We start from the raw sequence: 26,329 nt of genomic DNA, 5'->3' as shown, positions 1-26,329 counted from the left end.
GCTTTTTGATTGGTGAAGGCAAGATCTCTCAGTTCAGCTTCTGCCTGACTTCGGTGATGCCCTTGGCGAGCAGATCGTCGGCGACCTGGCCCCTGACCGACTTCGACAGGATCGTGGAGGCGGCCTGGACGGCGGCTTCGGCCGCTGCGGCGCGAACATCGGCCACCGCCTGAGCCTCGGCGAGCGCGATCTTGCCCTCCGCGGTCTTGGTGCGGCGAGCGACGAAATCTTCCACCTTGGCCTTGGCCTCGGTTGCGATGCGCTCGGCTTCGCTCTTCGCGTTGGCGATGATGTCGGCGGCCTCGCGTTCGGCCGAGGCGGTGCGCGCCTTGTAGTCGGCGAGCACCTTGGCGGCTTCCTGCTTGAGGCGCGTCGCGTCGTCGAGCTCGGCCTTGATGCGATCGGCGCGATGGTCGAGCGCAGTCATGGCCTTCTTGAAGACCCCGAGATAGCCGAACACGACCATCAGGATCACGAAGGCGATGGCGACCCAGGTTTCAGGATCGAAGAACATATCGATTAACCCTTCAAGGACGCATCAACGGCGGCATTGACCAATGCCGCGTCCGGAACCACGCCCGTGAGCTGCTGCACGATGGTGCCTGCCGCATCGGCCGCGATGCCGCGGACGTTGCTCATGGCGGTCGCACGGGTCGAGGCGATGGTCTTCTCTGCCTCGGCGAGCTTGGCCGCCAGTTGCTCTTCCAAGGCCTTGCGCTCGGCGTCCGCCTGCGCATTCGCCTTGTCGCGGGATTCGTTGCCGATGGCCTGCGCGCGCGAGCGTGCCGAAGCAAGCTCGTTTTCATAGGCCTTCAGCGCCGCTTCGGACTGGTCCTTCAGCTTCTGCGCTTCGGCGAGGTCGCCCTCGATCTTGTTCTGACGCGCCTCGATCGCACCGCCGACGCGCGGCAGAGCGAGCTTGGACACGATCACGTAAAGCGCGACGAAGAAGATCGCGAGCGACACCAGCTGTGAAGCATAAGTGCCGCTCTCGAACGGCGGAAAACCGCCACCGTGACCGCCTTCGGACCCGGTGTGGGCGCCCGCCGCCGGACTTTTCGCCCCGCCATGACTTTCAGCCATGGAGTACTCCTGTTGCAGTCATGCGCGTCGCCTCGGTTGAAGCGGCGCGAAAAATCGTTCTCAGAGCGGAACGAACAGCAGCAGCAGCGCGATCAGCAGCGAGAAAATGCCGAGCGCTTCGGTCACGGCGAAGCCGAAGATCAGATTGCCGAACTGGCCCTGAGCGGCCGAGGGGTTGCGAACGGCCGCGGCGAGGTAGTTGCCGAAGATCACGCCGACGCCGACGCCCGCGCCGCCCATGCCGATGCATGCGATGCCCGCGCCGATAAGTTTTGCTGCTGCCGGATCCATTTTAGACTCCTTGGAAGAAAGATTGGGTTTTGGGTGGAAATTCCCCGGACCGCTCAGTGTCCCGGATGAATGGCGTCGTTGAGGTAGATGCAGGTCAGGATCGCAAACACATAGGCTTGCAGGAACGCGACCAGAATCTCGAGAGCGTACAGCGCGACCGTGAGCGCCAGCGGCAGCACGCCGCCGACCCAGCCAAGGGCGCCGAGCGAGAAGCCGAGCATGGCGACGAAGCCCGCGAACACCTTCAGCGCGATGTGGCCGGCCAGCATGTTGGCGAACAGACGGACGCTGTGGGAAACCGGCCGCAGGAAGAACGACAGGATCTCGATGAACATCACCAGCGGCAGGATGTAGCCGGGGACCCCGTGGGGCACGAAGATCGAGAAGAATTTAAGGCCGTTCTTGGCAATGCCGTAGATCAGGACCGTGAAGAAGACCAGCAGCGCGAGCGCCGCGGTGACGATCAGATGGCTCGAGATCGTGAAGGTGTAGGGGATAATGCCGACCAGGTTCGAAACGCAGATGAACATGAACAGCGAGAAGATCAGCGGGAAGAACTTCATGCCTTCCGCGCCGGCGGTCGAGCGGATGGTGGAGGCGACGAACTCGTAGGAGATCTCGGCGACCGACTGCAGCCGGCCGGGAACCAGCTGCGTGCCGCTGGCGAGCATCAGGATCGAGATGATCGCGACCGCCACCAGCATGTAGAGCGACGAGTTGGTGAAGGCGATCGTGTGGTTGCCGATATGGCCCAGGGTGAAGAGAGGCTCGATGTTGAACTGGTGGATCGGATCGATTTTCATCAGCGCGGCATCTCTTGGTCTGCCGGGCGATGCCGGCGGGTCTCGGTCTGCCGGTCGGGCCCGGCCCGTACCGGCACGAGCCGGCACGATCATTCCTCTCCTGGTGTGGACCGCCTAAGAACCACCGCGCCTGTTTTGACCCGCGCCTGCCGTTCTCACCACATTCACCACGCCGGCGACGAAGCCCAGCAGCAGGAACACGATGAATCCGAAAGGCGACGTCGACAGCAAGCGGTCGAAACCCCAGCCAATCCCCGCTCCGACAACGACCCCGGCGACCAACTCGGAGGATAACCGAAAACCAAGCGCCATCGCCGAGGCTCTGGCCGCTCTGTCCTCACCGTCACCTGCGGGTTGCTCGGTCTTGACGTGGCGGCCGCGAAATTCGGACAACCGCTGATCAAGATTTCCGAGCCGTTCGGAAAGCGCAGCTTCCTCGGGCGATCTATCGCGATCTCCATTCTCGCCGTGTCCCGTGCCCTGTGTCATGCAACGAAGACCCGAAACGCCGCGGTTGAATGGAAATTACGCCCGCCACCCTCAAAAGCCGCGCGGACCATACTGATGGCCCATAATCAAGTCAAGCCAAGTCACGATTGTGTCCATTCCTGTTATGTATTTGATTTATCTTACAATATCGGCGCGGGCGGCAGCGCTGCACACAGCGTGACGCCGCACCGCAGCAGGTCTCCGCTGGATCGGCGGATGCCGTCGCCATTTCGCCCGGCTGCCGGGATCAAAGGGGGCGCCGTGATCGTTCATGTCAAAGGCGCGTTTTGGGCGGCGGATCGCCTCGCCGGGGTGTAGAATTGCGAGACGTGCCACCTTTATGAGCGCCATCTTTGGACGTGCTACCTGCGCGTCGTGGCGGAGAACGCGATGAGAGCAGCGAATTCATCCACAGCATCATGGCTGGCGGCGGCGGCGTTCGCCGCGGTGTTGACCATCAGCGGCGGCTGCCTCGTCGCGCAATCCGCGCCCGACAGCGAAAACGGCCGCTACAGCATGACGCCCATCCCCGAGGGGGTGCTGCGGCTCGACAGCCGCACCGGCACGGTGTCGACCTGCACCCGCAGCGGCGCCGGCTGGGCCTGCTACGCGGTGCCCGATGAACGTACCGCGCTCGACGCCGAGATCGGCAGGCTCCAGGCCGAAGTCGAGACGCTGAAGGGACGGCTTGCGGCGGGGCCGACCGTGTCAGGCAAGATCGACGAGGCGCTGCCGAAAACGGATCCGCTCAAGAAGGCGGAGCCGCAAGCACCAAAGGCCGCCGAGGGCGAGCGCAGGATCGAGATCCCGCTGCCGAGCGACCAGGACGTCGATCGCGTGATGTCATTCCTGGAAAGGGCCTGGCGCCGGCTGATCGACATGGCCAACCGCGTGCAGAAGGACGTGTCGGGGAAGATTTAGCACGTGGCGAGATGCGGTAGGGTGGGCAAGGCCGCGACGCGCCGTGCCCACCATTTTTGTTTTCGTTGCGTGAGTCGGTGGGCACGCTTCGCTTTGCCCACCTATGGCAGCTTTCCGAATTGAGAGAGTGATGATGACATCAGCCAAATCCATCACGCGCTCGGCGCCATCGTCGGTGCAAGCCACCACCATCGCATCGTCGCTGCTGACCGTGCAGACGCCCGGCCGCGGCTTCACCGATCTCACCGCTGAAGCTGCGAAGTTCGTGGCGGAGGCAGGCGCGCGAGACGGCGCGTTGACGCTGTTCGTTCGTCACACCTCCGCATCGCTGACGATCCAGGAGAACGCCGACCCTTCCGTGCTCGTGGATCTCACCACGGCTCTGTCCCGGCTCGCGCCCGAGAACGCCGGCTGGACGCATGATGCCGAGGGACCGGACGACATGCCGGCGCACGTCAAGACAATGCTGACCCAGACTTCGCTTCATGTGCCGGTCCTGAGCGGCAAGCTCGCGCTTGGCACCTGGCAGGCGATCTATCTGATCGAGCATCGCGCCCGCCCGCACCGGCGCGAGGTGGTGCTGCAATTCCTCGGTAGCAATCAGTAGGCCAAAACAAAACCGGCCGCGGAGACCGCGGCCGGTTGGTGTTGATCTCGATCTGCGTCGATCAGGTCGACTTGATATCGACGTCCTTGGTCTCCGGCAGGAAGAACAAGCCGATCACGACGGTAATCGACGCGAAGATGACCGGATACCAGAGGCCCGCATAGATATCGCCCGTCGAGGCCACGATCGCGAAGGCGGTCGCCGGCAGCAGGCCGCCGAACCAGCCGTTACCGATGTGGTAGGGCAGCGACATCGAGGTGTAGCGGATGCGGGTCGGGAACAGTTCGACCAGCATCGCGGCAATCGGGCCGTACACCATGGTGACGAAGAGCACCAGGACGAACAGCAATCCGACGACCGCGGCCACCTGCGGACGGAAGATGTCGAACGGATGCGCCATCTTCACGATGCCCGCATCTCCGGCCTTCGGATAGCCGGCTCCCTGCACGGCGGCGAGCACTGCCGGATTGCCGTCCTTGGCGTTGGCGTAGGGAACTTCCTTGCCGTTGACCATCACCTTCACGCCGGAGCCTGCCGCACCTGGCGTGGTCGAGTACTTGACCGACGACTGCGACAGGTAGGCACGTGCCGTGTCGCAAGGCGAGGTGAAGACGCGGGTGCCGACCGGATTGAACAAGTCGCCGCAACCTGCGGGATCTGCCACCACGTCGACCTTGACCGACTCGATCGCCTTTTCCAGCGCCGGGTTGGCATTGGTGGTGATCATCTTGAAGATCGGGAAGAAGGTCAGCGCCGCGATCAGGCAGCCGCCGAGGATGATCGGCTTGCGGCCGATCTTGTCGGAGAGCACGCCGAACACGATGAAGAAGCCGGTCCCGAGCAGGAGCGACCAGGCGATCAGCAGGTTGGCGGTGTAGCCGTCGACCTTGAGGATCGATTGCAGGAAGAACAGCGCGTAGAATTGGCCAGTGTACCAGACCACGCCTTGGCCCATCACGCCGCCAAACAGCGCCAGCAGCACGAGCTTGCCGTTCTGCCAGTTGCCGAAGGCTTCCGTCAGCGGGGCCTTCGAGCTCTTCCCCTCGTCCTTCATCTTCTGGAAGATCGGGGATTCGTTGAGGCGAAGCCGGATCCAGACCGAAACGCCGAGCAGCAGCACGGAGACCAGGAACGGAATGCGCCAGCCCCATGCCGCGAAGTCGGGTTCGCCGAGCGCGGAGCGCGTGAACAGGATCACCAGCAGCGACAGGAACAGGCCGAGCGTCGCCGTGGTCTGGATGAAGGAGGTGTAGTAACCGCGCTTGCCGTTCGGAGCATGCTCCGCGACGTAGGTGGCCGCACCGCCATATTCACCGCCGAGCGCGAGGCCCTGGGCGAGACGCAGCGCGATCAGGATGATCGGGGCCGCGATGCCGATGGTGGCAGCGTTGGGCAGCAGGCCGACGATGAAAGTCGACAGACCCATGATCAGGATGGTGACGAGGAAGGTGTATTTGCGGCCGACGATGTCGCCGACACGGCCGAACACGATCGCGCCGAACGGGCGCACCAGGAAGCCGGCCGCGAAGGCCAGCAGCGCGAAGATGTCGCGGGTTGCCGGCGGATAGGCCGAGAAGAACTGCGCGCCGATGATGCCGGCCAGCGAACCGTAGAGATAGAAGTCGTACCACTCGAAGACGGTACCGAGCGAGGAGGCGAGAATGACGAACCGTTCGTCCTTCGTCATCCCTCCCGCGCCTGCTTGAGACACAGCCATTGTCGACATGTTGAGTCGCTCCCCGAAAAATCGTTTCCTCGCGCCCTGGATGTCCGGTCATGCCGGATCAACCCAAGCCTTGCCCCCAAGGTAACATTGGCGTGAAACCCGCCCCAATACGACTTTCGGCCTTTCACACTGACGCTCGCCTGACACTGCGAGCCTTCCATCCGGCAACATAGTGCCGGCCTGTGGATTAACCCCGTTGCCGCAAAGGGATAATGTCCACTTGCATGCCACGGCTGGTCGGGAAAGAATTGACCAGGGCCCCGCGCCGGCTTACTGGCCCGGTGCGATTGCCAGCAAGAGAACGATGAACGCTCCCTCGACCCATCTCATCATTGCCGATGACCACCCATTGTTCCGCGACGCGTTGCGGCAGGCGGTGACGGGCGTCCTGAGCTCGGCCAGGATCGACGAGGCTGGATCGTTCGAGGATCTGACCAAGCTTTTGGAACAGACCTCCGACGTCGACCTGATCCTGCTCGACCTGTCGATGCCCGGGATCTCCGGCTTTTCCGGCCTGATCTATCTGCGCGCGCAATATCCGGCTATTCCGGTGGTGATCGTCTCGGCGTCCGACGACAGCGCCACCATCCGCCGCTCGCTCGACTTCGGCGCCTCCGGGTTCATCCCGAAGCGCTTCGGCGTCGACACCTTGCGCGACGCGATCCTCAAGGTAATGGAGGGCGACGTCTGGGTTCCCGCCGACACTGATCTGTCGGCAGTCGCCGACCCCGACATGACGCGCCTGCGCGACCGGCTGGTGACGCTGACGCCGCAGCAGGTCCGGGTTCTGATGATGCTGTCGGAGGGATTGCTCAACAAGCAGATCGCCTATGAGCTCGGCGTCTCCGAGGCCACCATCAAGGCGCATGTCTCGGCGATCCTGCAAAAGCTCGGCGTCGAAAGTCGGACCCAAGCCGTGATCGCCGCCGCGAAAATCGCCGGCGGCCAATGGAAGCAGGGTACCCCGACGGGGTGAGCCTGTAGCGAGCGCCTCTCGCAGCCTGTAGCCCGGATGAGCGAAGCGACATCCGGGACCGCTAGTGCGGCTAGCTAGCGAAAACCCCGGATATAGCTTCGCTCATCCGGGCTACCGGACCTCCTCTGTGTCGCCCCCGTCAATCCGCCGCCGCAAAAATATTCCACTTTACCGAAATTCGGAAATGGCGTATGTGTCGCGCATCCCGGCTCATCCTTGAGGGGCGATCTTGTGGTCGTCATGTTCGCGAGCCGGGCTTGCGGTGGACGCGGCAGCGTTCGGGTGCGAGAGGCCAAGGGCAGGGCGGATTGCTCTCCGTGAGCCCAAGGCTGCGTTCCGACGAGCGGCGCTGCTAGGCTTCGTCTCGTCTGTAAGTTTCCGGCTCCGTCGACAGGGCTGGAAAAACTGCGGCGAAATGGCGAGCCGTGCGTACGGCAAAACCGTGTGGTCCTGGCCGTCGTTGCTACGGTCAAGCCCTGGCGAATGCGGCATCCGCGTCAACCGGCGCGGTGCCGGTGACTTTCGTTGGGACGAGGGAGGCCAAAAGGAACTCGGCTCCCGGGAGAGCACGGCATAAGCCGTCCAACCATCGCGCAGGGAAGGCCGAGTGATTGGCTACACCTGTATGCTGCTGTGCGGTTTCCTTGCGCTACATTTTCGCGCAGCGGACCGCGGGTGCCAGCCGGCACCCGGCCTTCCCTGCGCCCTCTTGGCTTTGAGGGTGGAATGACCAGGCAAAGCTCGGGCGAAACGCGCCGCGAGGACGCGAAGGCATGTCTGCAAGTTGAACCTGAATTGGAGGATGGCGATGCTGCCCTTTGCTCCGTCATTGCGAGCGTAGCGAAGCGTTCCAGCGTCCTACCGCGGAGAGATTCTGGATTGCTTCGCTGCGCTCGCAATGACGCTTTGAGAGAGTGCGCGCCTCACTCCGCACCAGAGTCCGCGTCACAATGTTTGCAACAACTTCTCGGCAGCCTTGATATCCGCTGTTTCCGAGCCCTGGGCGAAGCCTTCATACGCCAATTGAAGCCACCGCTTCGCTTCCTCGCGCCGGCCGCGTTCGACAAGGAGACCGGCGAGATCGATCGCGGCCCGCAGCTCCCAGGCCTTGGCACCTTTGCGACGACTCAATGCCAGTGATTGCACGAAATGGGCTTCCGCTTGATCGGCCTCGGGCTGGGCTCTGGCCAAGAGAACCCTGCCCTTCATGCGCAGCAGCTCGGGCATGTACAGATGATCGCCGCTTTGCTCGACGAGGCGGATCGCGTCGTCGAGCAGGCGCGCGCTCCGCTCGATCTGCCCAAGCGTCATCAAGCCCTGAACAAGCGCGATGTTGAACGTCGTGGTGAGCAACTCGTAACCGGCATCGTGGAGCTCACGCAGACACGTCCCGATCGTCTCGACGCCTTCGGCGGCATTGCCGCGCTGGATCGCCAGCTCGCCTTTGACGCCGCGGCCGACCGCAAGATAGGGCCCCATGGCGCGATTCGGCATGGGCGATGAAGCGGTCGATGTTCTCTTCCGCGGCATCGAGGTCTCCGCTCCAGAGATCGATCGAGACCGCCCAGATCAACGCAATGCAGAGCGTGATCGGATGGTCCATCTGGGCGGCCTCGACGACCGTCTGCCGGGCCAGTTGCATCGCATCCGCGGGGCGGCCCTGCAACCAAAACTCGCGCGCGAGCGAGATGCCGGCCCGGTTGCGGTGATCGAAGCCATAGACGGTGCTGATCCGTTCCGTGCCCGGCTTATGCCAGGCGGTCTCCAGCATCGTCAACGCGTCGCGATGCTCGCCGGCAAGATGCAAGGAGACACCGAGGAGCGAATGGGCGAGGGCGAGGGAGGCGGCATCGCCGAGTGTCCCGGCGACCGTGAGGCTTTGCTGCGCATAGCCGAGCGCGGCGTCGAACTGTCCCATCCGCTCGTGGAAGATATGCATGCGCCCGAGCAGCTGGAGCTGGTTCGGCGCGTCGCCGCGCGCCTCGGCGATCGCAAGGCTTCGGCTCAACGCGGCACGCGCCGCTTCGCTGCCGCCGCGCGTGAACATCAAGGTCAGTCCGAGCGCGGCCTGGATGTGCATTTCCTCGGCGCCGCCGCGCGAGGAAGGATCGAGCGCAAGCAGCGCCCGTTCAGACCAGCGCCGGCACTCGACCAGCAACGACATCGCGAGAAAAATTGGCGCTGCAGCTGCGGCCAGTGCAATGCCGATGCTGGCATCGCCGTCCGTGCCAAAACACCAGTCCAGCGCCGCGCGCACGTTGTGAAGCGCGGAGAAGTGGATCGCGCGCTCGTCGGCGCTCGGCACCGTGGCCCATGTCGTGCCGGCCTGCTCCAGCCATTGCCGGTAATAGGTCGCGTGGCGGGCGGCGAGCGCCGCGTCATCAGGTTCGATCTCGAGCAGATAGGCGCGCGTCGTGTCGAGCAGACGGTAACGCATCATGGCGCCAATCGGCCGCGCCGCGACCATCGACTTGGCCACCAGGCCGTCGATGGCATCGAACAGGCGGGAGCGGTCGACGCGTTCGTCCGGCACGATCTCGAGTGCGGCGTCGATAGTGAAGTGACCGGCGAAAACCGCGAGCCTGCGCAGCACGAGACGTTCGATATCGGACAAGAGCCCGTAGCTCCATGCCAGCGTCGCCTGCAACGTCTTCTGTCGCGGCGGCGCCGTGCGCTGGCCCTGCCAGAGCAGATTGAGGCGCTCGTCGAGCAGTGCCGCGGTCTGCTCCAGGCCGTAGGCTTCGACCCGGCCGGCGGCGAGTTCGATTGCCAGCGCCATGCCGTCCAGCTTGCGGCAGATCCCGGCGACGATCGCTGCATTGGCATCGTCGAGCGCGATCTGCGCGCCACCGGCCGTGGCACGTTCGAGGAAGAGTTGAAGTGCAGGATAAGTCTGCGCCGCGGCCGCCGTCAGACCGGGATGGTCGGGCGGAACGGCAAGCGGCGCCAGCCGATACACCTGCTCGCCCTCGACCCGCAGGGCTTCGCGGCTCGTCGCCAGAATGTAGATATTCGGTGCGGCGTGGAAGATCTCGGCGGCCAGCGGGGCCGCGGCTGCGATGACGTGTTCGCAATTGTCGAGGATCAGCAGCATCCGCTTGTCCCGGAGATGCGCGAGCAGCGCAGGCAGGGGATCGTCGGTTTGCGCCGGCAAGCCCAGCATCAGCAGGATCGAGGTGATCACGAGATCGGGATCGCTCAGCGCGGCAAGATCGACGAAATGTGCGGCGTCGGAGAATGTCGCGAGCAGATCGTGAGCGATGGCAACGGCAACGGCGGTCTTGCCGACACCGCCCGGGCCGACGATCGTGACGAAGCGCGAGCGGATCAGCCTGTCGGAGACGGCGGCGACCGCATCGTCGCGCCCGACCATTCGTTGCAGCCGGTTCGGCAGTTTGACGGGCGGCAATTCCGTTCGCGCTACGGTGCGCCGATCTGCCGCGATAGCCGCCTGCGAGATCGGCGCCACGAAGCAATAGCCGCGGCCGGAGAGCGTCGTGATGTAGCGGGCACCGTCCCTGCCGTCGCCAAGGGCCTTGCGAAGCGCCGCGACGTGAAAGCGCAGATTGGCGTCCTCGACTGTCATGCCGGGCCACACCAGCGCCATCAGATCATACTTGCTGACGACCTGGTTCGGCCGCGACATCAGCGCGAGCAGCGTGTCGAAGGCCTTTGCACCGAGCGGCAGCGCGACGCCGTCGCGCATGACGAGTCTTTCGTGCGGCGTCACAGTGAATGGCCCAAACGAGAGGGTTCCCGTTGCGGTGCCGGCCGGCTCGGTCATGGCGGAATCCTGATCTTTTGGAACGGACCGGATAGCCAGATGATCGCAATCCGGCAAGGCCGTCCCACGCCGCGATCGGACCGCGGATGCAGGTCCTGTGAGGCGCGCGAACCGAGACCTCACAACTTCTCACAAGTCCCAACGGGTGTGTCGCGGCAGCCGCTGCTAGTGAGTTGCGCGATGGCAAGGAGACATTCATGACCCAAGCGGCAAAATTGCTCTACACGGCCCGGACCCGCACCAGTGGCGGGCGGCAGGACGGGATATCGCGCAGTTCCGACGGCCGTCTGGATGTCAAGCTGTCGCCGCCGGGCGGCAACGGCATCGGTACCAATCCCGAGCAATTGTTCGCGGCCGGCTGGTCGGCCTGCTTCGAAGGCGCGATGGAAATCGCGGCCCGCAAGCGGAAGATCGAGCTCCCCAGGAAATGTGCGATCGATGCGGAGATCGACCTCGTGCTCGACGAGGGCGCCTATTCGCTCAGGGCACGCCTCGATGTCAGCCTGCCCGGCCTCGATCGCGAGATCGCGCGCGGCCTCGTCGATGAGGCGCATCAGACCTGTCCCTATTCCAAGGCCGTCCGCGGCAACATCGACGTCACGGTCGCACTGATCTGACGCACCACCTCCAACTATCAGAAAGGTAGCAGCATCATGAAACAGATCATCGATCAGCACCGCCGCCAGTTTTTCGGCATCGCCGCGGGAACTGTCGCCGCCGGCCTCGGCGTGATCGGCCTCGCCCGCGCCGAATCGCAAGCGACGCGCTCTTCCGCAAGGAATGCGTCGTTCGGCGCGATCAAGCAGATCGATGCCGGCGTCCTCAACGTCGGCTACGCGGAGGCCGGTCCTGCGAACGGCCCCGTCGCGATCCTGCTGCACGGCTGGCCCTACGACATTCACGCCTTCGTCGACGTCGCGCCAATCCTGGCAAAGGCCGGCTATCGCGTCATCATTCCCTATCTCCGTGGTTACGGCTCGACCCACTTCCTCTCCGCCGAGACGCCGCGCAACGGCGAGCCCGCGGCAATGGCAGCCGATATCATCGCGCTGATGGACAAGCTCGACATCAAGAAAGCGGTGGTCGCCGGTTTTGATTGGGGCGCGCGCACCGCCGACATCATCGCCGCGCTCTGGCCGGAGCGCTGCCGCGCGCTGGTCTCGGTCAGCGGCTATCTGATCTCCAGCCAGGCCGCGGGCAACGCGCCGCTGCCGCCGTCGGCCGAGCTGCAATGGTGGTACCAGTTTTATTTCGCGACCGAGCGCGGCCGCGCCGGATACGAGAAGTACACGCATGATTTCGCAAAACTGATCTGGAAGCTCGCTTCGCCGCAGTGGAAGTTCGACGACGCCACTTTCGAGCGCAGCGCGGCGGCGCTGGACAACAAGGATCACGTCGCGATCACCATCCACAATTACCGCTGGCGGCTCGGACTCGCCCAGGGCGAGGCGAAGTACGAGGAGCTCGAAAAGAAGCTTGCCGCAGCTCCCGTCATCAGCGTCCCGGCGATCACGATGGAAGGCGATGCCAACGGCGCGCCACATCCCGATCCAAGCGCCTATGCCAAGAAATTCTCGGGCCGGTACGACTATCGCCTGATCACCGGGGGCATCGGCCACAATCTGCCGCAGGAAGCACCGCAAGCCTTTGCCAAGGCCGTCATCGACGCCGACGGCGGCGCCTGAGGATTTTGGCAGCGCCTCGGTCCGGCAAGGCCGGACCGAGGCCTGACATGCGAACGCAGTTCAATGAAGCGTCAGCGAAAATGAAATCCGAAAAGTCAAAAGTTCCGTCTTCTACGACGATGATCGTGCTTGCCGTGCTCCTCCTCGTCGTTGTCCTGACCTGCGTGCCCTATCTGGTCACGATCGCTTTCGCGCAGGGCCCGGCGGATGCCTCGCCCATCTTCGGCGTCACTGTGCCGGAGGGCTACAAGCAGTGGGAGCTGATCGCGCCGGCCGAGGAGGCGGCTCCCCTGGACGAGCTGCGTGCCGTCGTCGGCAACAGGACCGCGATCGATGCTTATCAAGACAACAAGCTTCCGTTCCCGGACGGCACAATTCTGGTCAAGCGGGCCTGGAAGCGGAAACAGTCGCCCGAATTTGCGTCCGCGACGATTCCCGGTGAAGCCACCACCGTCCAGGTGATGGTCAAGGATTCCAAAAAATATGCCTCGACCGGCGGCTGGGGATTTGGTCGCTTCATCAACGGCAAGCCGGTCGACGAGGCCCAGCATCGCACCTGCTTCGCGTGCCACGAAGCTCGTGTGAAGTGTCGCGACTACGTGTTTACAAGGCTTGCGCCCTGAGTGCGGAGTTTCACTCCGCAGCCACCATCTGCTGCGTGCGCCACTGGCCGAGCAGGGCGCGCAGCGAAGCCGGCTTGACCGGCTTGTTGAGCACCGCAACCTTTTCGTCGCGCGCAGCCATTTGCACGGCGGGGCTGCGGTCGGCGGTGATCAGGATCGCGGGGATGCCGTCACCGAAGCGGCGGCGGATGTCGCGGATCGCGGCGATGCCGTTGCCGCGGTCGAGATGGTAATCGACCAGCAGGCCGGTCACGCGGCGGCCCGCAGTCTCGATTGCGGCGATCGCGGCCTCGGGATCGGCGACCGCGATCACTTCGGCGTCCCAGGCTTTCAGCAGCGTGCGCATGCCGTCGAGGATCGCGGCGTCGTTCTCGATGCAGACGATCAGGGTACCCGAGATCGAGGTGCGTGCGAGCGGCGTCGCACTGGTCACGGCCGCGGTGTGGGTGATCGCCTTCGCCGTCGGCACCGTCACGGAAAACACCGAGCCGCCGCCGACATTGGAATCGATGGCAATGTCGTGCTTGAGCACGCGCGCCAGCCGCTCGACGATCGACAGGCCCAGGCCGAGGCCGCGGGCGATCCGCGCACCCTGCTCGAGGCGGTGAAATTCCTTGAAGATCTCGCCGCGCTTGACCGTCGGGATGCCGACGCCGGTGTCGTAGACGCAGATCTTCAGCGTGGCGCCGCGGCGGCGGCAGCCGACCAGCACGCGCCCGCGTGGAGTATATTTGATCGCGTTGGAGATCAGGTTCTGGAGCAGCCGCCGCAGCAAGAGACGATCCGACTCGACGGGCAGCGAACACGGCACGAACACGAGCGCCAGATTCTTCGCGCGTGCGATCGGCGCGAACTCGATCTCCAGCGAGCGCATCAGATCGGCCATCTTGAAGCTCGAGATCGAGGTCGTCATCGCGCCGGCGTCGAGCCTGGAGATGTCGAGCAGCGCGCCGAGAATTTCCTCGATCGCCTGGAGCGATTCGTCGATGTTCTCGACCAGCCGTGTCTCCTCGCCGCTGTGCTGACGCTCGACCAGGCTCGTGACATAGAGCCGCGCCGCGTTCAGCGGCTGGAGAATGTCGTGGCTTGCGGCGGCGAGAAAGCGGGTCTTGGAGATGCTGGCGTCTTCGGCCGCGCTCTTGGCCAGCGCTAGCTCGGAATTCAGCCGGGTCAGCTCCTCGGTGCGGTCGCGCACCCGCTTTTCCAGCGTCGCATTGGCCCTCTCCAGCGCTTCGGCCGCCTCGAACGTGGGCGTGACGTCGGTGAAGGTAATGACGAAGCCGCCGCCGGGCATGCGGTTGGTCAAGATCTCGATCACCATGTGGCGGTCGGGCAGGCGCTCGAGATAAGGCTCGCCGTCGGTGGTGTAAGCCACCAGCCGGCGCTCCAGCATGGCCTCGCGCTCGATCGGATCGGCCGGCTCGCTCACGCCCATGAATTCCAGGATTTCACGCAATGGCGTGCCGAACTGGATGAAATGCGGAGGAACGTTGAGGAGATCGCCGAACTGCCGGTTGGAGCAGATCAGTTGCAGATCGGCATCGAACACCGCGATGCCCTGGCGCACATGGTTAAGCGCGGTCTGGAGGATCTCGCGGTTGAAATGCAGCGCCGCATGGGAATCGTCGAGCAGTTTTAGCGCAGCCTTGGCGGAGACCGTCCGTTTGCGCAGCAGCAGCGACATTACGAGACGCGAGGAGGCTGCGCCGATCGAGGAGGCGATCAGGTGCTCGGCGTGCTGCAGCAGCTCGAAATCGGCGGGCGCCCCGGACTCCAGCCGCACATTGCGCCGCGCGGATAAGGCCTCGAACGAATGCCGCGCGCGGTCAGGCCCGAGATATTGCGCTACCGTGGTCTGGATGTCCTGCACCGTGACCGTGGTGCGCCAGCGGCGGAAATTCGGGGAAATTGGCGCGAGCGTGTTGGGGACGAACAGATCGGCCTGGACCAGCTCGATCGAAGACGGCCGGCGCGCCAGCGACAGCAGCACGTAGGTGAGGATGTTGAGCGACAGCGACCAGACCACGCCGTGCATCAGCGGCGGCAAATCGGCGCCGAACAACGCCTGCGGCCGCAGCGCCTCGATCCCGAACGGGCCGTGCTGGAGCAGCAGGATGCCCGCCGTCGAGGTATCCATGAAGCTCGGGATGAAGAGCGTGTAGAGCCACACTGCGAAGCCGACCAGCATGCCGCCGATCGCGCCGCGCGCGGTCGCGCGCCGCCACAGCAGTCCACCGAAGAAGCTTGGTGCAAGCTGGGCGATGGCGGCAAAAGACAGCAGGCCGATCGCCGCGAGCTGGGTGTTGCCGAGCGCGCGGTAGTAGAAATAGGCCATCACCATGATGGCGAAGATCGCGAGCCGGCGCGAACGCAACAGGAAGTCGCTGAAATCGGCACCGCCGGTGCGCCCCTCCGGCCGTCGTTGCAGCACCAGGGGCACCACGAGGTCGTTCGAAACCATGATGGAGAGCGCGACGCATTCGACGATCACCATCGCGGTCGCCGCCGACAACCCGCCGACGAAGACGGCGACGCTGAGCAGATCCGCGCCGCCCTCCATCGGCAGCGCCAGCACGTACATGTCAGGATCGGCGGCGCCGAACGGGAAGCTGACGAGGCCGGCGAGCGCGATCGGGATCACGAACAGATTGATGGCGACGAGATAGAGCGGAAACAGCCAGCGCGCGCGACCGACCTCGGCGTCCGAGGAATTCTCCACCACGCTGACGTGGAACTGGCGCGGCAGCAGCATGATCGCGCACAGCGACAGCAGCGTCATGGTCAGGAAGTTGCCGATCGACGGCGAATAGTTGATGACGCGCACCGCCTCCGGTGTCTTCATCGCGCGCTCGATCAGTTCGTGCGGCGAGAACATCCAGAACGTGACGAAGGTGCCCGCAGCGAGGAAGGCGACGAGCTTGATGATGGATTCGGTTGCGACCGCCAGCATCAGGCCGTGCTGGTGCTCGGTGGCGTCCGTCTGCCGCGTGCCGAACAGCACCGCGAAGGCCGCCATCGCCAGCGTCACGATCAGCGCCACGTCGCCGATGATCGGGATGTGGGAGAAGGCCTGGTCTTCGCTCAGGATGGTTTCGAGCGAGGAGGCGACCGCCTTGAGCTGGAGCGCGATGTAGGGCACCGAGCCGATGATGGCGATCAGCGCGACGGTTGCCGCCACTGCCTGGCTCTTGCCGTAGCGCGCGCCGATGAAGTCGGCGATCGAGGTGATGTTGTGGGCCTTCGCGAGCTGGATCACGCGGCGCAGCACGCCGGCTCCGAGTCCGATCATCAGGATCGGGCCGACATAGATCGCGAGGAAGTCGGTGGAGGTGCGGGTGGCGAAGCCGACCGAGCCGAAGAAGGTCCAGGAGGTGCAGTAGATCGCCAGCGACAGCGGATAGATCAGCCCCGAGGCGCGGCCGCGCCCGGCCGGCGAGCGGCGGTCGCCATGGCTCGCCACCAGGAACAGAAAGCCGATATAGCCGAAGGCGGCGGCGATCACGCCCCAATCGTGCAGCATGGCGAGCGTGCTTCTCCCGGGGCGCGCGCTGGCCGCGCCCGATCTCATTTTCCCTGTAAATCTAGCGCGTTGGACGGGTGGAGGCGACAGCGAAATGCCGTGCCACGGCGGGAACCGGAGTTGTCGTTAAGCGGCTGCCTTAAAGCTGCGCTGCTTCTGGCTCCCCGAGAGAGTCCCCGCGTGGTACCCCCTCCCTGACCCTCCCCCACAAGGGGGAGGGAACGGAGAGACCGTCCGCGTTGCAGGAAATTCGAGACCGACCGCTACGCTGTGCGGCTCCGCCGACCTAAGGGAGGCGCAACTCTCTCGCTCCCTTCCCCCTTGGGGGACGGTGGGGAGGGGGTAGCTCCGGGACGGTGAAACTTAGATCGAAAGAGAAGGCGAAGAAGCCTACTCCGCCGCCAGCGACTTCTCGCGGAGCGGCAGACCCAGGCGGTCCCACACCTGCAGCAGGGCTTCGGCGAGTTGATCGATCAGGCCGTCGTCGTGATAGGGCGAGGGCGTGATGCGCAGGCGTTCGGAGCCCTTGGCGACCGTCGGATAGTTGATCGGCTGGATGTAAATGCCGTGCTGTTCGAGCAAGAGGTCGGAAGCCTGCTTGCACTTCTCGGCATCGCCGATGAACAGCGGGACGATGTGGGTGTCGCTCGACATCACCGGCAGGCCGGCGGCGTTGAGGATCGCCTTGACTCGGGCGGCACGGTCCTGGTGACGCTCGCGCTCCCAGCTTGACGTCTTCAGATGCTTGATCGCGGCGGTCGCGGCCGAGCAGATCGCCGGCGGCAGCGCGGTGGTGAAGATGAAGCCCGGCGCATAGGAGCGCACGGCGTCGATGATCTGGCCGTTGGCGGCGATGTAGCCGCCGAGGCAGCCGAACGCCTTGGCCAGCGTGCCTTCGAGAATGTCGATGCGATGCATCACGCCGTCGCGCTCGGCGATGCCGCCGCCGCGCGGGCCGTACATGCCGACGGCGTGGACCTCGTCGACATAGGTCATCGCGCCGTACTTCTCGGCGAGGTCGCAGATCTTAGCGAGCGGGGCGATGTCGCCGTCCATCGAATAAAGACTCTCGCAGGCGATCAGCTTGGGCCGGCTCGGGCCCGCAGCCTTCAACAGTGCTTCGAGATCGGCGAGGTCGTTGTGGCGGAACACGACCCGCTCGCAGCCGGACTGGCGGATGCCCTCGATCATCGAATTGTGGTTGAGCTCGTCGGACAGGATCAGGCAGTTCGGAATGAGCTTTGCGATGGTCGCGATGCCGGTCTGGTTCGAGACGTAGCCGGACGTGAAGAGCAGCGAGGCTTCCTTGCCGTGGAGATCGGCGAGCTCGGCCTCGAGCTGCACCAGCGGATGATGCGTGCCGGCGATGTTGCGGGTGCCGCCGGCGCCGGTGCCGACGCGGGTCGCGGTCTCGACCATCGCGCCCACCACCTTCGGGTGCTGGCCCATGCCGAGATAATCGTTGGAGCACCAGATCACGACGTCGCGCTTGCCCTTGGGCGAGTGCCAGAGCGCATGCGGGAACCGGCCGGCAATGCGCTCGAGATCGGCGAACACGCGGTAGCGCCGCTCGGTGTGGAGACGATCAAGGGCGGAATTGAAAAACTGGGCGTAATCCATCGTCAAACCTGCAGCGGAACCGACCAAAGACCCGCATATCCTTAGAGCTTTTCCAGCTCCAATGTCTATGCGCTATCCCACATTTGGACCTGCGGGGCATTTGGGCAAAATGACCTATCGTGCGATTTGAAACTTGATCCGGATCAAGTTCGCGCGAGATGCAATGTTGCTCTGCACCATCCGCTGAATTGAAGTCAGCGCTCAGGTCGTCCTGAACTGCAACACGCCGTCCTGCGTCTCGGCCGTCAGCCGGCCCTCGACGATCATGTAATTGACGTGGGCGACCAGTTCGCCGGCAGCGAAACCCATCTGATGTTCGTCCAGAACGTGCTTGTTAAACACCACGGGCACCAGGGCGCGCGAGGTCTGCGGCACCTCGCGGCAGGCTTCCGCGATCAGGCGGCAGCGCTCCTCATGGTGATCGGCGAGCTGCTTGATGCGGGTCTTGAGCCCGTAGAACGGCACGCCGTGGCCAGGCAGCACCAGCACGTCATAGGGGAGAGTCGTGGTGAGGCGGGCGAGCGAGGCCAGATATTCGCCGAGCGAGTTCTGGTCGGGTTCGACCGCCCACACGCTGACGTTCGGCGAGATCTTGCTCAGCACCTGGTCGGCCGAGAGGAACAGCTTGTCGTCGGCGCAGTACAGCATCACCTGGTCGAGCGCGTGACCGCCGCCGGTGATCACCTTGAAGCGGCGCGTGCCGATCACGACGTCATCGCCATGCGAGATGCGGCGGTAGGACGGCGGCAGCACCGAGACGCGCTTGAGATAGTCCTGGCCGCGGCCGAGCAGTTTTTCGGTGAGCGACTCGTCCATTCCATGGCGGCGGAAGAACAGCCGCTGCGCTTCCTGCCGCTCCTCGGTGCCGCGGTTCTGGTGATAGACCGATTGCAGATATTCGACCTGCGACATCACGAGCGGGCAGTTGAACCGCTCGACGATCCACCCGGCCAGACCGACATGATCGGGATGGGAATGGGTCACGATCAGGCGCGTGATGTTGACGCCCTTCAGCGGCCCGTCGAACAGCTTCGTCCAGGCTTCGATCGTCTCCTCATTGCCGAAGCCGGCATCGATCATGGCATAGCCGTCACCATCGGCGAGCAGGTAGATGTTCACATGGTTGAGGCGGAACGGCAGCTTCAGCCGCGCCCACAACACTCCTGGCTTCACCTCGACGACCTGTTCGGGGCCGGGATGCTGTTCCCAGGGATAGCGCAGGGCGTCGGCGGAGGACTGCACGGTGTCGGTCTTTGCGTTCATCCTACCGGCTTAAACCCGCCCGTCACGGCGCGCCAGCCGAAAAAGAACGCTGGCGCGGCCTGCATAGCGGTCATTCCGGGCTACGGAACGGCGCCTTACGCAGCCCGCATGTTGTTGAGGAACGCGTCGATCTCTCCGCGCAGCATGTCGGCTTCGCGGCGGAGCGCGTCGGAGGCGCCGAGCACTTCGTTCGCCGCTGCGCCGGCTTCCGCCGAAGCCGTGGAGACGCCGACGATGTTGCTGGAAACCTCGCTGGTGCCACCGGCCGCATGCTGGATGTTGCGGGCGATCTCGCGTGTCGCCGCGCCCTGTTCCTCGACGGCGGCGGCGATCGTCGTAGTGACGTCGTTGATCTCGCCGATGATCCGGCCGATGCCCTGGATGGCGCCGACCGCCGACGTCGTCACTGACTGCATGCTGGCGATCTGGCTACGGATCTCCTCCGTGGCCTTGGCGGTCTGGCTCGCGAGGCTCTTCACCTCGGAGGCGACCACCGCGAAGCCGCGGCCGGCTTCGCCCGCGCGCGCCGCCTCGATGGTGGCGTTGAGCGCCAGCAGATTGGTCTGCGAGGCGATGGTCTGAATCAGGTCGACCACCACGCTGATGCGGCTCGCGCTGTCGGCGAGGCTCTGCACGGTGGCGTCGGTCGCGCCCGCTTCGTCGACCGCCTTCCTGGCGATCGCGGCCGAGGTGACGACCTGCTTGCTGATTTCCTCGATCGAGGACGAGAGCTGCTCGGTGCCTGACGATACGGTCTGCACGTTGACCGAGGTCTCTTCGGCTGCGGAGGCAACCGCGTTCACCAGCGCATTGGACTGGTCTGCCGTGGTCGACATGCTCTGCGCGGTCGATTGCATCGAATTGGCCGACTGCGCGAGATTGTCGAGTGCGGAGCGCACCGTACTCTCGAACCCGGCGATCTTCGCCTCCATCTGCGCCGCACGCTCGGCCTTGGCGATGCGATCCCTGTCCTGCTCGCTCGCAAGCGCCCGGGCTTCGATCATGCTGTCGCGGAACACCGTCAGCGTTTCCTTCATCGCGCCGATCTCGTCGTTCTGCCGGGAGCGGACGATCTCGGTGTCAAGGTCGCCGGCCGAGAGCAACTGCATGGCGCGTTGAAGCTCGCGAATGCGGCGCAGGATGTTGCGGCCGACATAGAGCCAGACGAACAGCGCCGAGCCGACCAGCGTCAGTGCGCCGAGCGCCAGCATCGCGGTGGTCGCGAGCGAGATCTCCTGCCGCGCCTGGAAGGTCGACGCGTTGGTCTCCTTCTGCACACCCTCGACCAGCTGCTGCACGCTGATGCCGAGGCCGACATTGAGCTTGCGGGTCTCGTCCAGGATGGTCTGGCCGTAGTCGATGGCGTCGAGCTCCTTCTGGCGGATCTTGAACACGCCGGACTTGCCTTCGCCGAAGGCGAACAGCTTTTGCACGGTGTCGCGCACCGCTTGCATCGAGGCCATGTTCGGCAGGTCCTCGAGGTTCGACTTGACACGGTCGCGCGTCGCCTTGAACTCCTTCTCGATCGCCTCCAGCGTATCGCTGTTGTTGGCCGACAGCGCCGCCATCATGTCGGCGGCCATCAGATTGCCGTTGGCGGAGATGGTCGCGACCTGGGAGACGGTGCGGGCGGCTTCGGTGGCATCGTCAGCGGAAACTTCCGCCGCACCGAGGATCGCGTTCAGACGCGTCTGCGCATCCAGCATGGCAGGACCGGCCGCACCGACGAAGGTGAGCTGCGCCTTGCGGAGTGCTTCATATTGCTTGTCATGCAGCGCGCCGGTATCGAGCCGCTCGCGCGCGGCTGACACCAGGCTCTGGGTCGCCTCGTCGATGCTCTTGGCGGTGTCGCGCAACGCGGTTGCGATCTGCTTGTCGGCGCCGAGCTCGATGATCTCGCCAAGCTTGGCCATGGCAAGCTGCTGGATCTCCTGCACCTTCTTGGTGCGTTCGTTCAGCGCCTCGTCGGACGGCGACGCCAGCAGGCCCGGCCCCTGCGCCGCGAGCGTTGCGCTTTGCGATGCGAGTTGAAGGCTTGCGGAAAGGCGGGGGATATCGCGGCCGCTCAGGTCCATCATAGTGCTGCCGAGATGGTTGAAGACGAAGCCGGCGCCGGCCGCGATCACGAGACCCATGCCCGCGATCACTGCGAAGGCCGTGAACAGGCTGCCGCGCACGCCCCATGTCGGCATTTTGAAACGAGGCCGGATACCACCAAGCAAACGGCCAAGGCCCAGACGGATCGCCATCGAAATTCCCCCACGCATGATCTTTATGTTTTCGCGGCGGAGTATCCTCGGGGCAGGTTAAAAAATCGCAAGTTGCTCAATTGGTTGCGTTGCGTTCCGCACAGCGAAAAAAGAAGGGCCGGCAACGATGCCGGCCCTTCATCATGATAAGGCTTTGATAACCGTTCAGTAGCGCGCGACCGCCGAGTTGGCCCAGTTGAAGCGGTAGTTGACGCCCGCCTTGATGGTGTGGTCGTCGGTGGTGAAGTTGCCGGTTCCCGCCAGCGGGCCCGCGGTGAAGTGGGCGTCGCCGAAATTGTAGTACTGGTACTCGGCCTTGGCTGACCAGTTCGGCGCGAACATGTATTCGAGGCCGGCGCCGACGGTGTAGCCGTTGCGGTGGTCGCCGCTGATGATGAAGCCGGTCGGCACGCCGCCGACGGTCACCTTCTCGTTGTTGTCGGAATAGGCGTAGCCGCCCTTCACGTAGAGCAGGCCCGGACCCCAGGTGTAGCCGACGCGGCCGGTGATCGAGCCGAGACCGCGCTGGTCGTTGGTGTAGGCGACGCCGGCTGGGAACACCGCGCCGACGCTGCCGGAGAGCCAGGAATACTGGCCTTCGACGCCGACAACGAAGTTCGGGTTGAACTGCCAGTCCGCACCGGCCTGCAGACCGCCGAGGAAACGGCCGTTGCCGTTATTGCCGGTGGAGAGGCCGCTGAAATTGTTGTCGCTGGAGAACGCGCCGCCGACATGGCCGCCGATATAGAAGCCGGTCCAGTTGTAAATCGGGGCGGCATAGGCGGGCGCGGGCGCCTTATAATAGTTGCGGTTACCGAGATCGGCACCGACCGCCGGTGCGGCAGCGCCCACCACGAGCAGCGCAACGGTCGCAAACAGAATCTTCTTCATAGTCCAAACTCCAACACTTAAGTCCCCGGCAGTCGCGCTTTCCGCGCCGTCGTTGGTTTGCAGATAGCTCGCTTTTGACGAAAATGCTGTCACATCCATGGCACAGCGGCAGCCAACGTAACTTATTGGGCTGTAAATGATTTTTGTGCTTAATGTCGGCTTAAGAAGTGCTGAAGGAAAGCTTAACTCGGCGTTATCAGGGTAACTTGCGCGCGCATCTCATTAACCAAGACGGCGCCGCGCCTCATCGCGCATCTGTTCGCGGAATTCAGCGCGCTTTGCGGGCCGGTCTTCCTCGCGCACGTCATGACGATCGAAGACGTCGAACTTCTCCAGGATCGGATAGCGCTCGCTCGCCATCGCGAGCACGCGCAGCACCTTGGTCGCCGACGGTGTCGGGCCGCTCACTTCCCAGCGCCGGATGGTGTCGGCGCCGCCCTTCTCCGGCAATCCGCAAAGCCGGGCCATGTCGGCCGCGGTGAGCTTGCGCTCGAGGACCTCCGAGAGATCGTTGCGGAGTTGCTTCAGTTCGGGACCGGTCATGTCGCCTCAATACGCGAAGTCGATGAGGTGAATGCACTAGCGCTGATTCGGGTCCATCCGAAGGCGAGGCACGCGAGCGGGCGTGCTAGTCGTGCGACCGCTCCCCGGCGCCTCCGCCCGCGCACGGAGTTATGAACGGCTGCCTATGGAAATCCGCGGCTGAATGAACAGATGGCAAGGGGCCCACAGCGAATGAAGGGATCAGCCATGACAAGCATCAAACCCGCCATTGCCGCCCTAGTCACCGTCGGGTTGCTTGCCGCGCCGATCGCGGCTGAGGCCAAGAAGCACCGGTCAAGCCGAGCTTACAGCACCGGCGTGGTGGCTCCGAGCTATGGGAGCGCCGGATCGTTGGCAGCACAGCCCAGAGCCTACGGGTCGAGCGGACAGTCGGTCGGGACGGTCACGGCGCCGTCGGTCGGTACGTATAACTGGCCGTCGGTCGGCGTGACCAACGCAGTCCCGACCTGGAGCAACACCAACCCGCCGGTCAGGTAGGCGCGCCTGTCTGGCGAGCCAATGCCGGTCACCTGTGACGGTCGCAAGGCCAAAGAAGATGATAAAGTGCGACCAGCAATGATCATGGCGGTGGACCAGACATTGCGGATCGTTCAGGGAGAGCCCGTCCGATCCTAAATTCCCCGCCCGGCCTGTTGGCCGATCACGCAGCGCCACCCGGCGAGGCGCTCGGCCGGATGCTGGTTCATCCATTCGGCGAGTTGCGGCGCGCCCATCAGGCAAGATTGCATCGAGACGTCGGCGAAGTCGGATGTGGTGACGGTCTGCTCATGACAGTTCGCCGGAGAGGCGAGGTTGCAGAGCACGGCGATGATTTTGATCACGCGAGGTTGCCCCCGTCGCTGCGACGTGCGGCGGCTCCGCCTGATCTCTCGCTCATCGGATCAGTCGGCGGGAAGATGCTGTCGTAGATCGCGCGCGCTTCCTGGATGAGGCGAATGCGCTCGCGCTCGGATTTCGAGACAAACTGAATAATCTGGCCCATGTCGGCTCCAATTAGATCTTCAATCCACCATCACATGATGGAAATCATTTCATGCGGATGTGGGGTGCCGGCTTCGGCTTTGCAGCCATGCGGGCGGCCACGAGGGATAAAAAGCCCGTGACTATTCCGTTCCTGAGGTGGAACGGGGTACCTTCAGCGATGCGCCGATGGCACGGCGCATCCGTTCGGCGGGGACCGCTTCGTAGCATCGTGATGAAGAGTTGAGCCCACGGGATGATGGCACTGCGGCACATTTTCTCGCGCGTGGAGTTGTAAGGTCAGTCAGTGCACGGGCGCCTCGACGAACGGCATTGCGATTGAGAGACCGCGCCCGAAAGGATCAGCCATGACAAGAACAAAACGCACCATTGCTGCACTTATTGCTCTCGGATTGGCCGCCGCGCCACTTGCTGTAAACGCACAAACATCGGGGACGGGTACACCAGGCAGCACGAGCGGACGCACCGGAGCGCCGGTGCAGCAAGGGACCATCGGAAGTTCCGGGCAGACCGTCGGGACCGTGACGGCGCCGTCGATCGGAACGTCCAACCAGCCCTCCGTCGGCGTAACAAACTCAGTCCACACCTGGAACAACACGAATCCTCGAACGAAGTAGAAACCGCGGTCGGCTGACTTACGCCGGCGCGCGCTCTCTCTGCCCCGGGACTGCTGCGAGCAATTCGCGTGTATAGGCATGCTCGGGCGCGGCGAACAGCTGCGCGGTCGGCTTCAGCTCGACGATGACGCCGCGCTGCATCACGGCGATGCGGTCACAGATTTGCGCTGCGACTCGCAGGTCGTGGGTGATTAACAGCATCGAGAGGCCGAGGCGGGCCTTGAGGTCTTCGAGCAGCCTTAGGACCTGCGCCTGCACGGAGACGTCGAGCGCGGAGACGGCCTCGTCCGCGACGATGATCTCGGGCTCGAGCGCGAGCGCGCGCGCAATGCCGATGCGCTGGCGCTGGCCGCCGGAGAATTCATGCGGATAGCGTTCGAGCGCGCCGGCATCGAGCCCGACCATCTTGAGGAGATCGCGGGCGCGGTCGAACGCCACTTTCGGATCGGTGCCGGCCGCGATCGGGCCGTCGGCGATGATATGACCGACCTTGCGGCGCGGATTGAGCGAAGCGAACGGATCCTGGAAGATCATCTGGATGCGAGGGCGCTCGGCGCGTAGCGCCTTGCCCGCGAGCTTTGTGAGATCGGTCTCGCCGATCCGCACGGTGCCGCGGTCGGCCTCGATCAGCCGCATCACAAGGCGGGCCACCGACGATTTGCCAGAACCGGATTCGCCGACCAGGCCGAGCGTCTCGCCTTTGAGGATGTTGAAATTAACCCCGCGCGCGGCATCGACGCGGCGGTCCTCGCGAAACCAGCCGCCCGAGGTGACGTAGGTCTTGTCCAGTCCGATCACCTCGACCGCCTTGGCCTGGTCGTCCAGGGGGCTGCGGGCGGGTGGGTCCATCGAGGGCACGGCGGCGAGCAGCGCCTTGGTGTAGTCGTGTTGCGGCGCGTTGAAGACCGCCGAGGCGGGGCCTTCCTCGACCACCTTGCCATGGCGCAACACCACGACTTGGTCGGCGATGTCGGCGACCACGCCGAAATCATGGGTGATGAACATCACCGCCATGTTGCGATTGCGCTGGAGGTTGCGGATCAGTTTCAGGATCTGCGCTTGCGTGGTGACGTCGAGCGCGGTGGTCGGCTCGTCCGCGACCAGCACCGCCGGTTCGAGCGCGAGCGCCATCGCGATCATGGCGCGCTGGCGCTGGCCGCCGGAGAGCTGGTGCGGATAGGCGCGCACGATGCGCTCGGGGTCGGGGAGGCCGACTTCGCGCGCCAGCGATAGCGCCTTTGCGCGCCGCTCCCTCGGCGTGAGCAGCCCGTGCGCCTCGAACATCTCCGCCATCTGGTCGCTGATCCGCATCAACGGATTGAGCGCGGTCATCGGTTCCTGAAAGATCATCGCAAGCCGGCGGCCGCGCAGATCGCGCCAGCATTCGTCGTCGAGTTTGAGCAGGTCGCGTCCTTCGAACTGGATCTCGCCGGAGGTGACGGTGACCGTGTCCGGCAACAGGCCCATCAGCGCATGCGCGCACATCGACTTGCCGGAGCCGGATTCGCCGACCACGCAAACGATCTTGCCGGGCCGCAAATCGAGCGAGATGCCGTCGACCGCGAAGGGACGCTCGGCGCCCTTGGGCAATGCGATCCGCAGATTCTTGACGGAGACGGCGGGCGGTGCGGTCATG

The 26,329-nt window shown here is 64.5% G+C and carries 23 protein-coding genes and 1 pseudogene; 8 read left to right on the top strand and 16 right to left on the bottom strand.

What is annotated here, in order from left to right; genetic code table 11:
* Positions 1-28: 28 nt before the first annotated feature.
* The 5 genes from IVB54_RS36550 to IVB54_RS36530 form a co-directional block, all read right to left on the bottom strand.
* Positions 29-514 carry a F0F1 ATP synthase subunit B gene (locus IVB54_RS36550; protein WP_018459995.1) on the bottom strand — a complete coding sequence of 162 codons (486 nt, stop codon included), beginning with the start codon at positions 512-514 and terminating at the stop codon, positions 29-31.
* Positions 515-519: 5 nt separating this feature from the next.
* The gene (locus IVB54_RS36545) at positions 520-1,083 is read right to left on the bottom strand and encodes a F0F1 ATP synthase subunit B' (RefSeq protein WP_018459994.1); all 564 of its coding nucleotides are present in this window, start codon (positions 1,081-1,083) and stop codon (positions 520-522) included.
* Between the two features lie 60 nt (positions 1,084-1,143).
* On the bottom strand, positions 1,144-1,374 hold the full coding sequence (locus tag IVB54_RS36540; protein ID WP_007599451.1) for a F0F1 ATP synthase subunit C: 231 nt from the start codon (positions 1,372-1,374) through the stop codon (positions 1,144-1,146).
* 53 nt (positions 1,375-1,427) lie between these two features.
* Positions 1,428-2,177 (bottom strand): F0F1 ATP synthase subunit A, encoded by a 750-nt coding sequence (locus tag IVB54_RS36535; RefSeq protein WP_018459993.1) that lies wholly within the window; start codon positions 2,175-2,177, stop codon positions 1,428-1,430.
* A gap of 114 nt (positions 2,178-2,291) precedes the next feature.
* A complete protein-coding gene (locus IVB54_RS36530; protein WP_018459992.1) occupies positions 2,292-2,666 on the bottom strand; it encodes an AtpZ/AtpI family protein in 375 nt (124 codons plus the stop codon).
* A gap of 390 nt (positions 2,667-3,056) precedes the next feature.
* Between IVB54_RS36530 and IVB54_RS36525 the strand changes: the two genes are divergently transcribed.
* Together IVB54_RS36525 and IVB54_RS36520 are read left to right on the top strand one after the other, a co-directional pair.
* Complete coding sequence (locus IVB54_RS36525) at positions 3,057-3,587, top strand: hypothetical protein (RefSeq protein WP_026233920.1); 531 nt, start codon at positions 3,057-3,059, stop codon at positions 3,585-3,587.
* Between the two features lie 133 nt (positions 3,588-3,720).
* Complete coding sequence (locus IVB54_RS36520) at positions 3,721-4,194, top strand: secondary thiamine-phosphate synthase enzyme YjbQ (RefSeq protein ID WP_026233919.1); 474 nt, start codon at positions 3,721-3,723, stop codon at positions 4,192-4,194.
* Between the two features lie 61 nt (positions 4,195-4,255).
* Here the strand turns inward: IVB54_RS36520 and IVB54_RS36515 are convergent, their stop codons facing one another.
* Complete coding sequence (locus IVB54_RS36515) at positions 4,256-5,881, bottom strand: MFS transporter (RefSeq protein WP_018459988.1); 1,626 nt, start codon at positions 5,879-5,881, stop codon at positions 4,256-4,258.
* Between the two features lie 343 nt (positions 5,882-6,224).
* Between IVB54_RS36515 and IVB54_RS36510 the strand changes: the two genes are divergently transcribed.
* On the top strand, positions 6,225-6,896 hold the full coding sequence (locus IVB54_RS36510; RefSeq protein WP_018459987.1) for a response regulator transcription factor: 672 nt from the start codon (positions 6,225-6,227) through the stop codon (positions 6,894-6,896).
* Positions 6,897-7,841: 945 nt separating this feature from the next.
* Here IVB54_RS36510 and IVB54_RS36505 read toward each other — a convergent pair.
* Positions 7,842-10,680 (bottom strand): annotated as a pseudogene (locus tag IVB54_RS36505) (winged helix-turn-helix domain-containing protein).
* A gap of 197 nt (positions 10,681-10,877) precedes the next feature.
* On the opposite strand from IVB54_RS36505, the gene IVB54_RS36500 reads away from it, so the two are divergent.
* The 3 genes from IVB54_RS36500 to IVB54_RS36490 all read left to right on the top strand — a co-directional run bounded on the left by IVB54_RS36500 (position 10,878) and on the right by IVB54_RS36490 (position 12,988).
* Positions 10,878-11,297, top strand: coding sequence for an organic hydroperoxide resistance protein (locus IVB54_RS36500; protein ID WP_018458156.1), 420 nt, complete (start codon positions 10,878-10,880; stop codon positions 11,295-11,297).
* A 36-nt stretch (positions 11,298-11,333) separates the two neighbouring features.
* Entirely contained in the window at positions 11,334-12,365 is a 1,032-nt protein-coding gene (locus IVB54_RS36495; RefSeq protein ID WP_018458157.1) for an alpha/beta hydrolase, read from the top strand.
* Positions 12,366-12,484: 119 nt separating this feature from the next.
* Complete coding sequence (locus tag IVB54_RS36490) at positions 12,485-12,988, top strand: cytochrome P460 family protein (RefSeq protein WP_018458158.1); 504 nt, start codon at positions 12,485-12,487, stop codon at positions 12,986-12,988.
* Between the two features lie 10 nt (positions 12,989-12,998).
* On the opposite strand, the gene IVB54_RS36485 is transcribed toward IVB54_RS36490, so the two are convergent.
* The 6 genes from IVB54_RS36485 to IVB54_RS36460 form a co-directional block, all read right to left on the bottom strand.
* The gene (locus IVB54_RS36485) at positions 12,999-16,508 is read right to left on the bottom strand and encodes a hybrid sensor histidine kinase/response regulator (protein WP_026233515.1); all 3,510 of its coding nucleotides are present in this window, start codon (positions 16,506-16,508) and stop codon (positions 12,999-13,001) included.
* A gap of 390 nt (positions 16,509-16,898) precedes the next feature.
* The gene (gene hemA, locus IVB54_RS36480) at positions 16,899-18,128 is read right to left on the bottom strand and encodes a 5-aminolevulinate synthase (RefSeq protein ID WP_018458160.1); all 1,230 of its coding nucleotides are present in this window, start codon (positions 18,126-18,128) and stop codon (positions 16,899-16,901) included.
* Positions 18,129-18,329: 201 nt separating this feature from the next.
* Positions 18,330-19,391 carry an MBL fold metallo-hydrolase gene (locus IVB54_RS36475; protein ID WP_018458161.1) on the bottom strand — a complete coding sequence of 354 codons (1,062 nt, stop codon included), beginning with the start codon at positions 19,389-19,391 and terminating at the stop codon, positions 18,330-18,332.
* A gap of 95 nt (positions 19,392-19,486) precedes the next feature.
* Complete coding sequence (locus tag IVB54_RS36470) at positions 19,487-21,640, bottom strand: methyl-accepting chemotaxis protein (RefSeq protein ID WP_018458162.1); 2,154 nt, start codon at positions 21,638-21,640, stop codon at positions 19,487-19,489.
* 165 nt (positions 21,641-21,805) lie between these two features.
* Positions 21,806-22,531, bottom strand: coding sequence for an outer membrane beta-barrel protein (locus IVB54_RS36465; protein WP_018458163.1), 726 nt, complete (start codon positions 22,529-22,531; stop codon positions 21,806-21,808).
* 222 nt (positions 22,532-22,753) lie between these two features.
* Entirely contained in the window at positions 22,754-23,074 is a 321-nt protein-coding gene (locus IVB54_RS36460; RefSeq protein WP_247364175.1) for a hypothetical protein, read from the bottom strand.
* A gap of 207 nt (positions 23,075-23,281) precedes the next feature.
* Here IVB54_RS36460 and IVB54_RS36455 point away from each other — a divergent pair, with 207 nt between their 5' ends.
* Positions 23,282-23,572 (top strand): hypothetical protein, encoded by a 291-nt coding sequence (locus IVB54_RS36455; RefSeq protein ID WP_018458165.1) that lies wholly within the window; start codon positions 23,282-23,284, stop codon positions 23,570-23,572.
* A gap of 134 nt (positions 23,573-23,706) precedes the next feature.
* Here the strand turns inward: IVB54_RS36455 and IVB54_RS36450 are convergent, their stop codons facing one another.
* Positions 23,707-23,916 carry a hypothetical protein gene (locus IVB54_RS36450; RefSeq protein ID WP_007605116.1) on the bottom strand — a complete coding sequence of 70 codons (210 nt, stop codon included), beginning with the start codon at positions 23,914-23,916 and terminating at the stop codon, positions 23,707-23,709.
* Positions 23,913-24,077 (bottom strand): hypothetical protein, encoded by a 165-nt coding sequence (locus tag IVB54_RS36445; RefSeq protein WP_018458166.1) that lies wholly within the window; start codon positions 24,075-24,077, stop codon positions 23,913-23,915. Before IVB54_RS36445 ends, IVB54_RS36450 begins: the two co-directional genes overlap by 4 nt.
* Before the next feature lie 346 nt (positions 24,078-24,423).
* On the opposite strand from IVB54_RS36445, the gene IVB54_RS36440 reads away from it, so the two are divergent.
* Complete coding sequence (locus tag IVB54_RS36440; RefSeq protein WP_247776973.1) at positions 24,424-24,693, top strand: hypothetical protein; 270 nt, start codon at positions 24,424-24,426, stop codon at positions 24,691-24,693.
* 18 nt (positions 24,694-24,711) lie between these two features.
* Here the strand turns inward: IVB54_RS36440 and IVB54_RS36435 are convergent, their stop codons facing one another.
* On the bottom strand, positions 24,712-26,328 hold the full coding sequence (locus tag IVB54_RS36435) for an ABC transporter ATP-binding protein (RefSeq protein ID WP_247364173.1): 1,617 nt from the start codon (positions 26,326-26,328) through the stop codon (positions 24,712-24,714).
* Between the last annotated feature and the right edge of the window lies 1 nt (position 26,329).

Origin of the sequence: Bradyrhizobium sp. CW1, from assembly GCF_023100665.1 — a bacterium.
Lineage (GTDB): Bacteria > Pseudomonadota > Alphaproteobacteria > Rhizobiales > Xanthobacteraceae > Bradyrhizobium > Bradyrhizobium canariense_D.
This window is presented reverse-complemented; position numbering and strand designations above follow the sequence as displayed.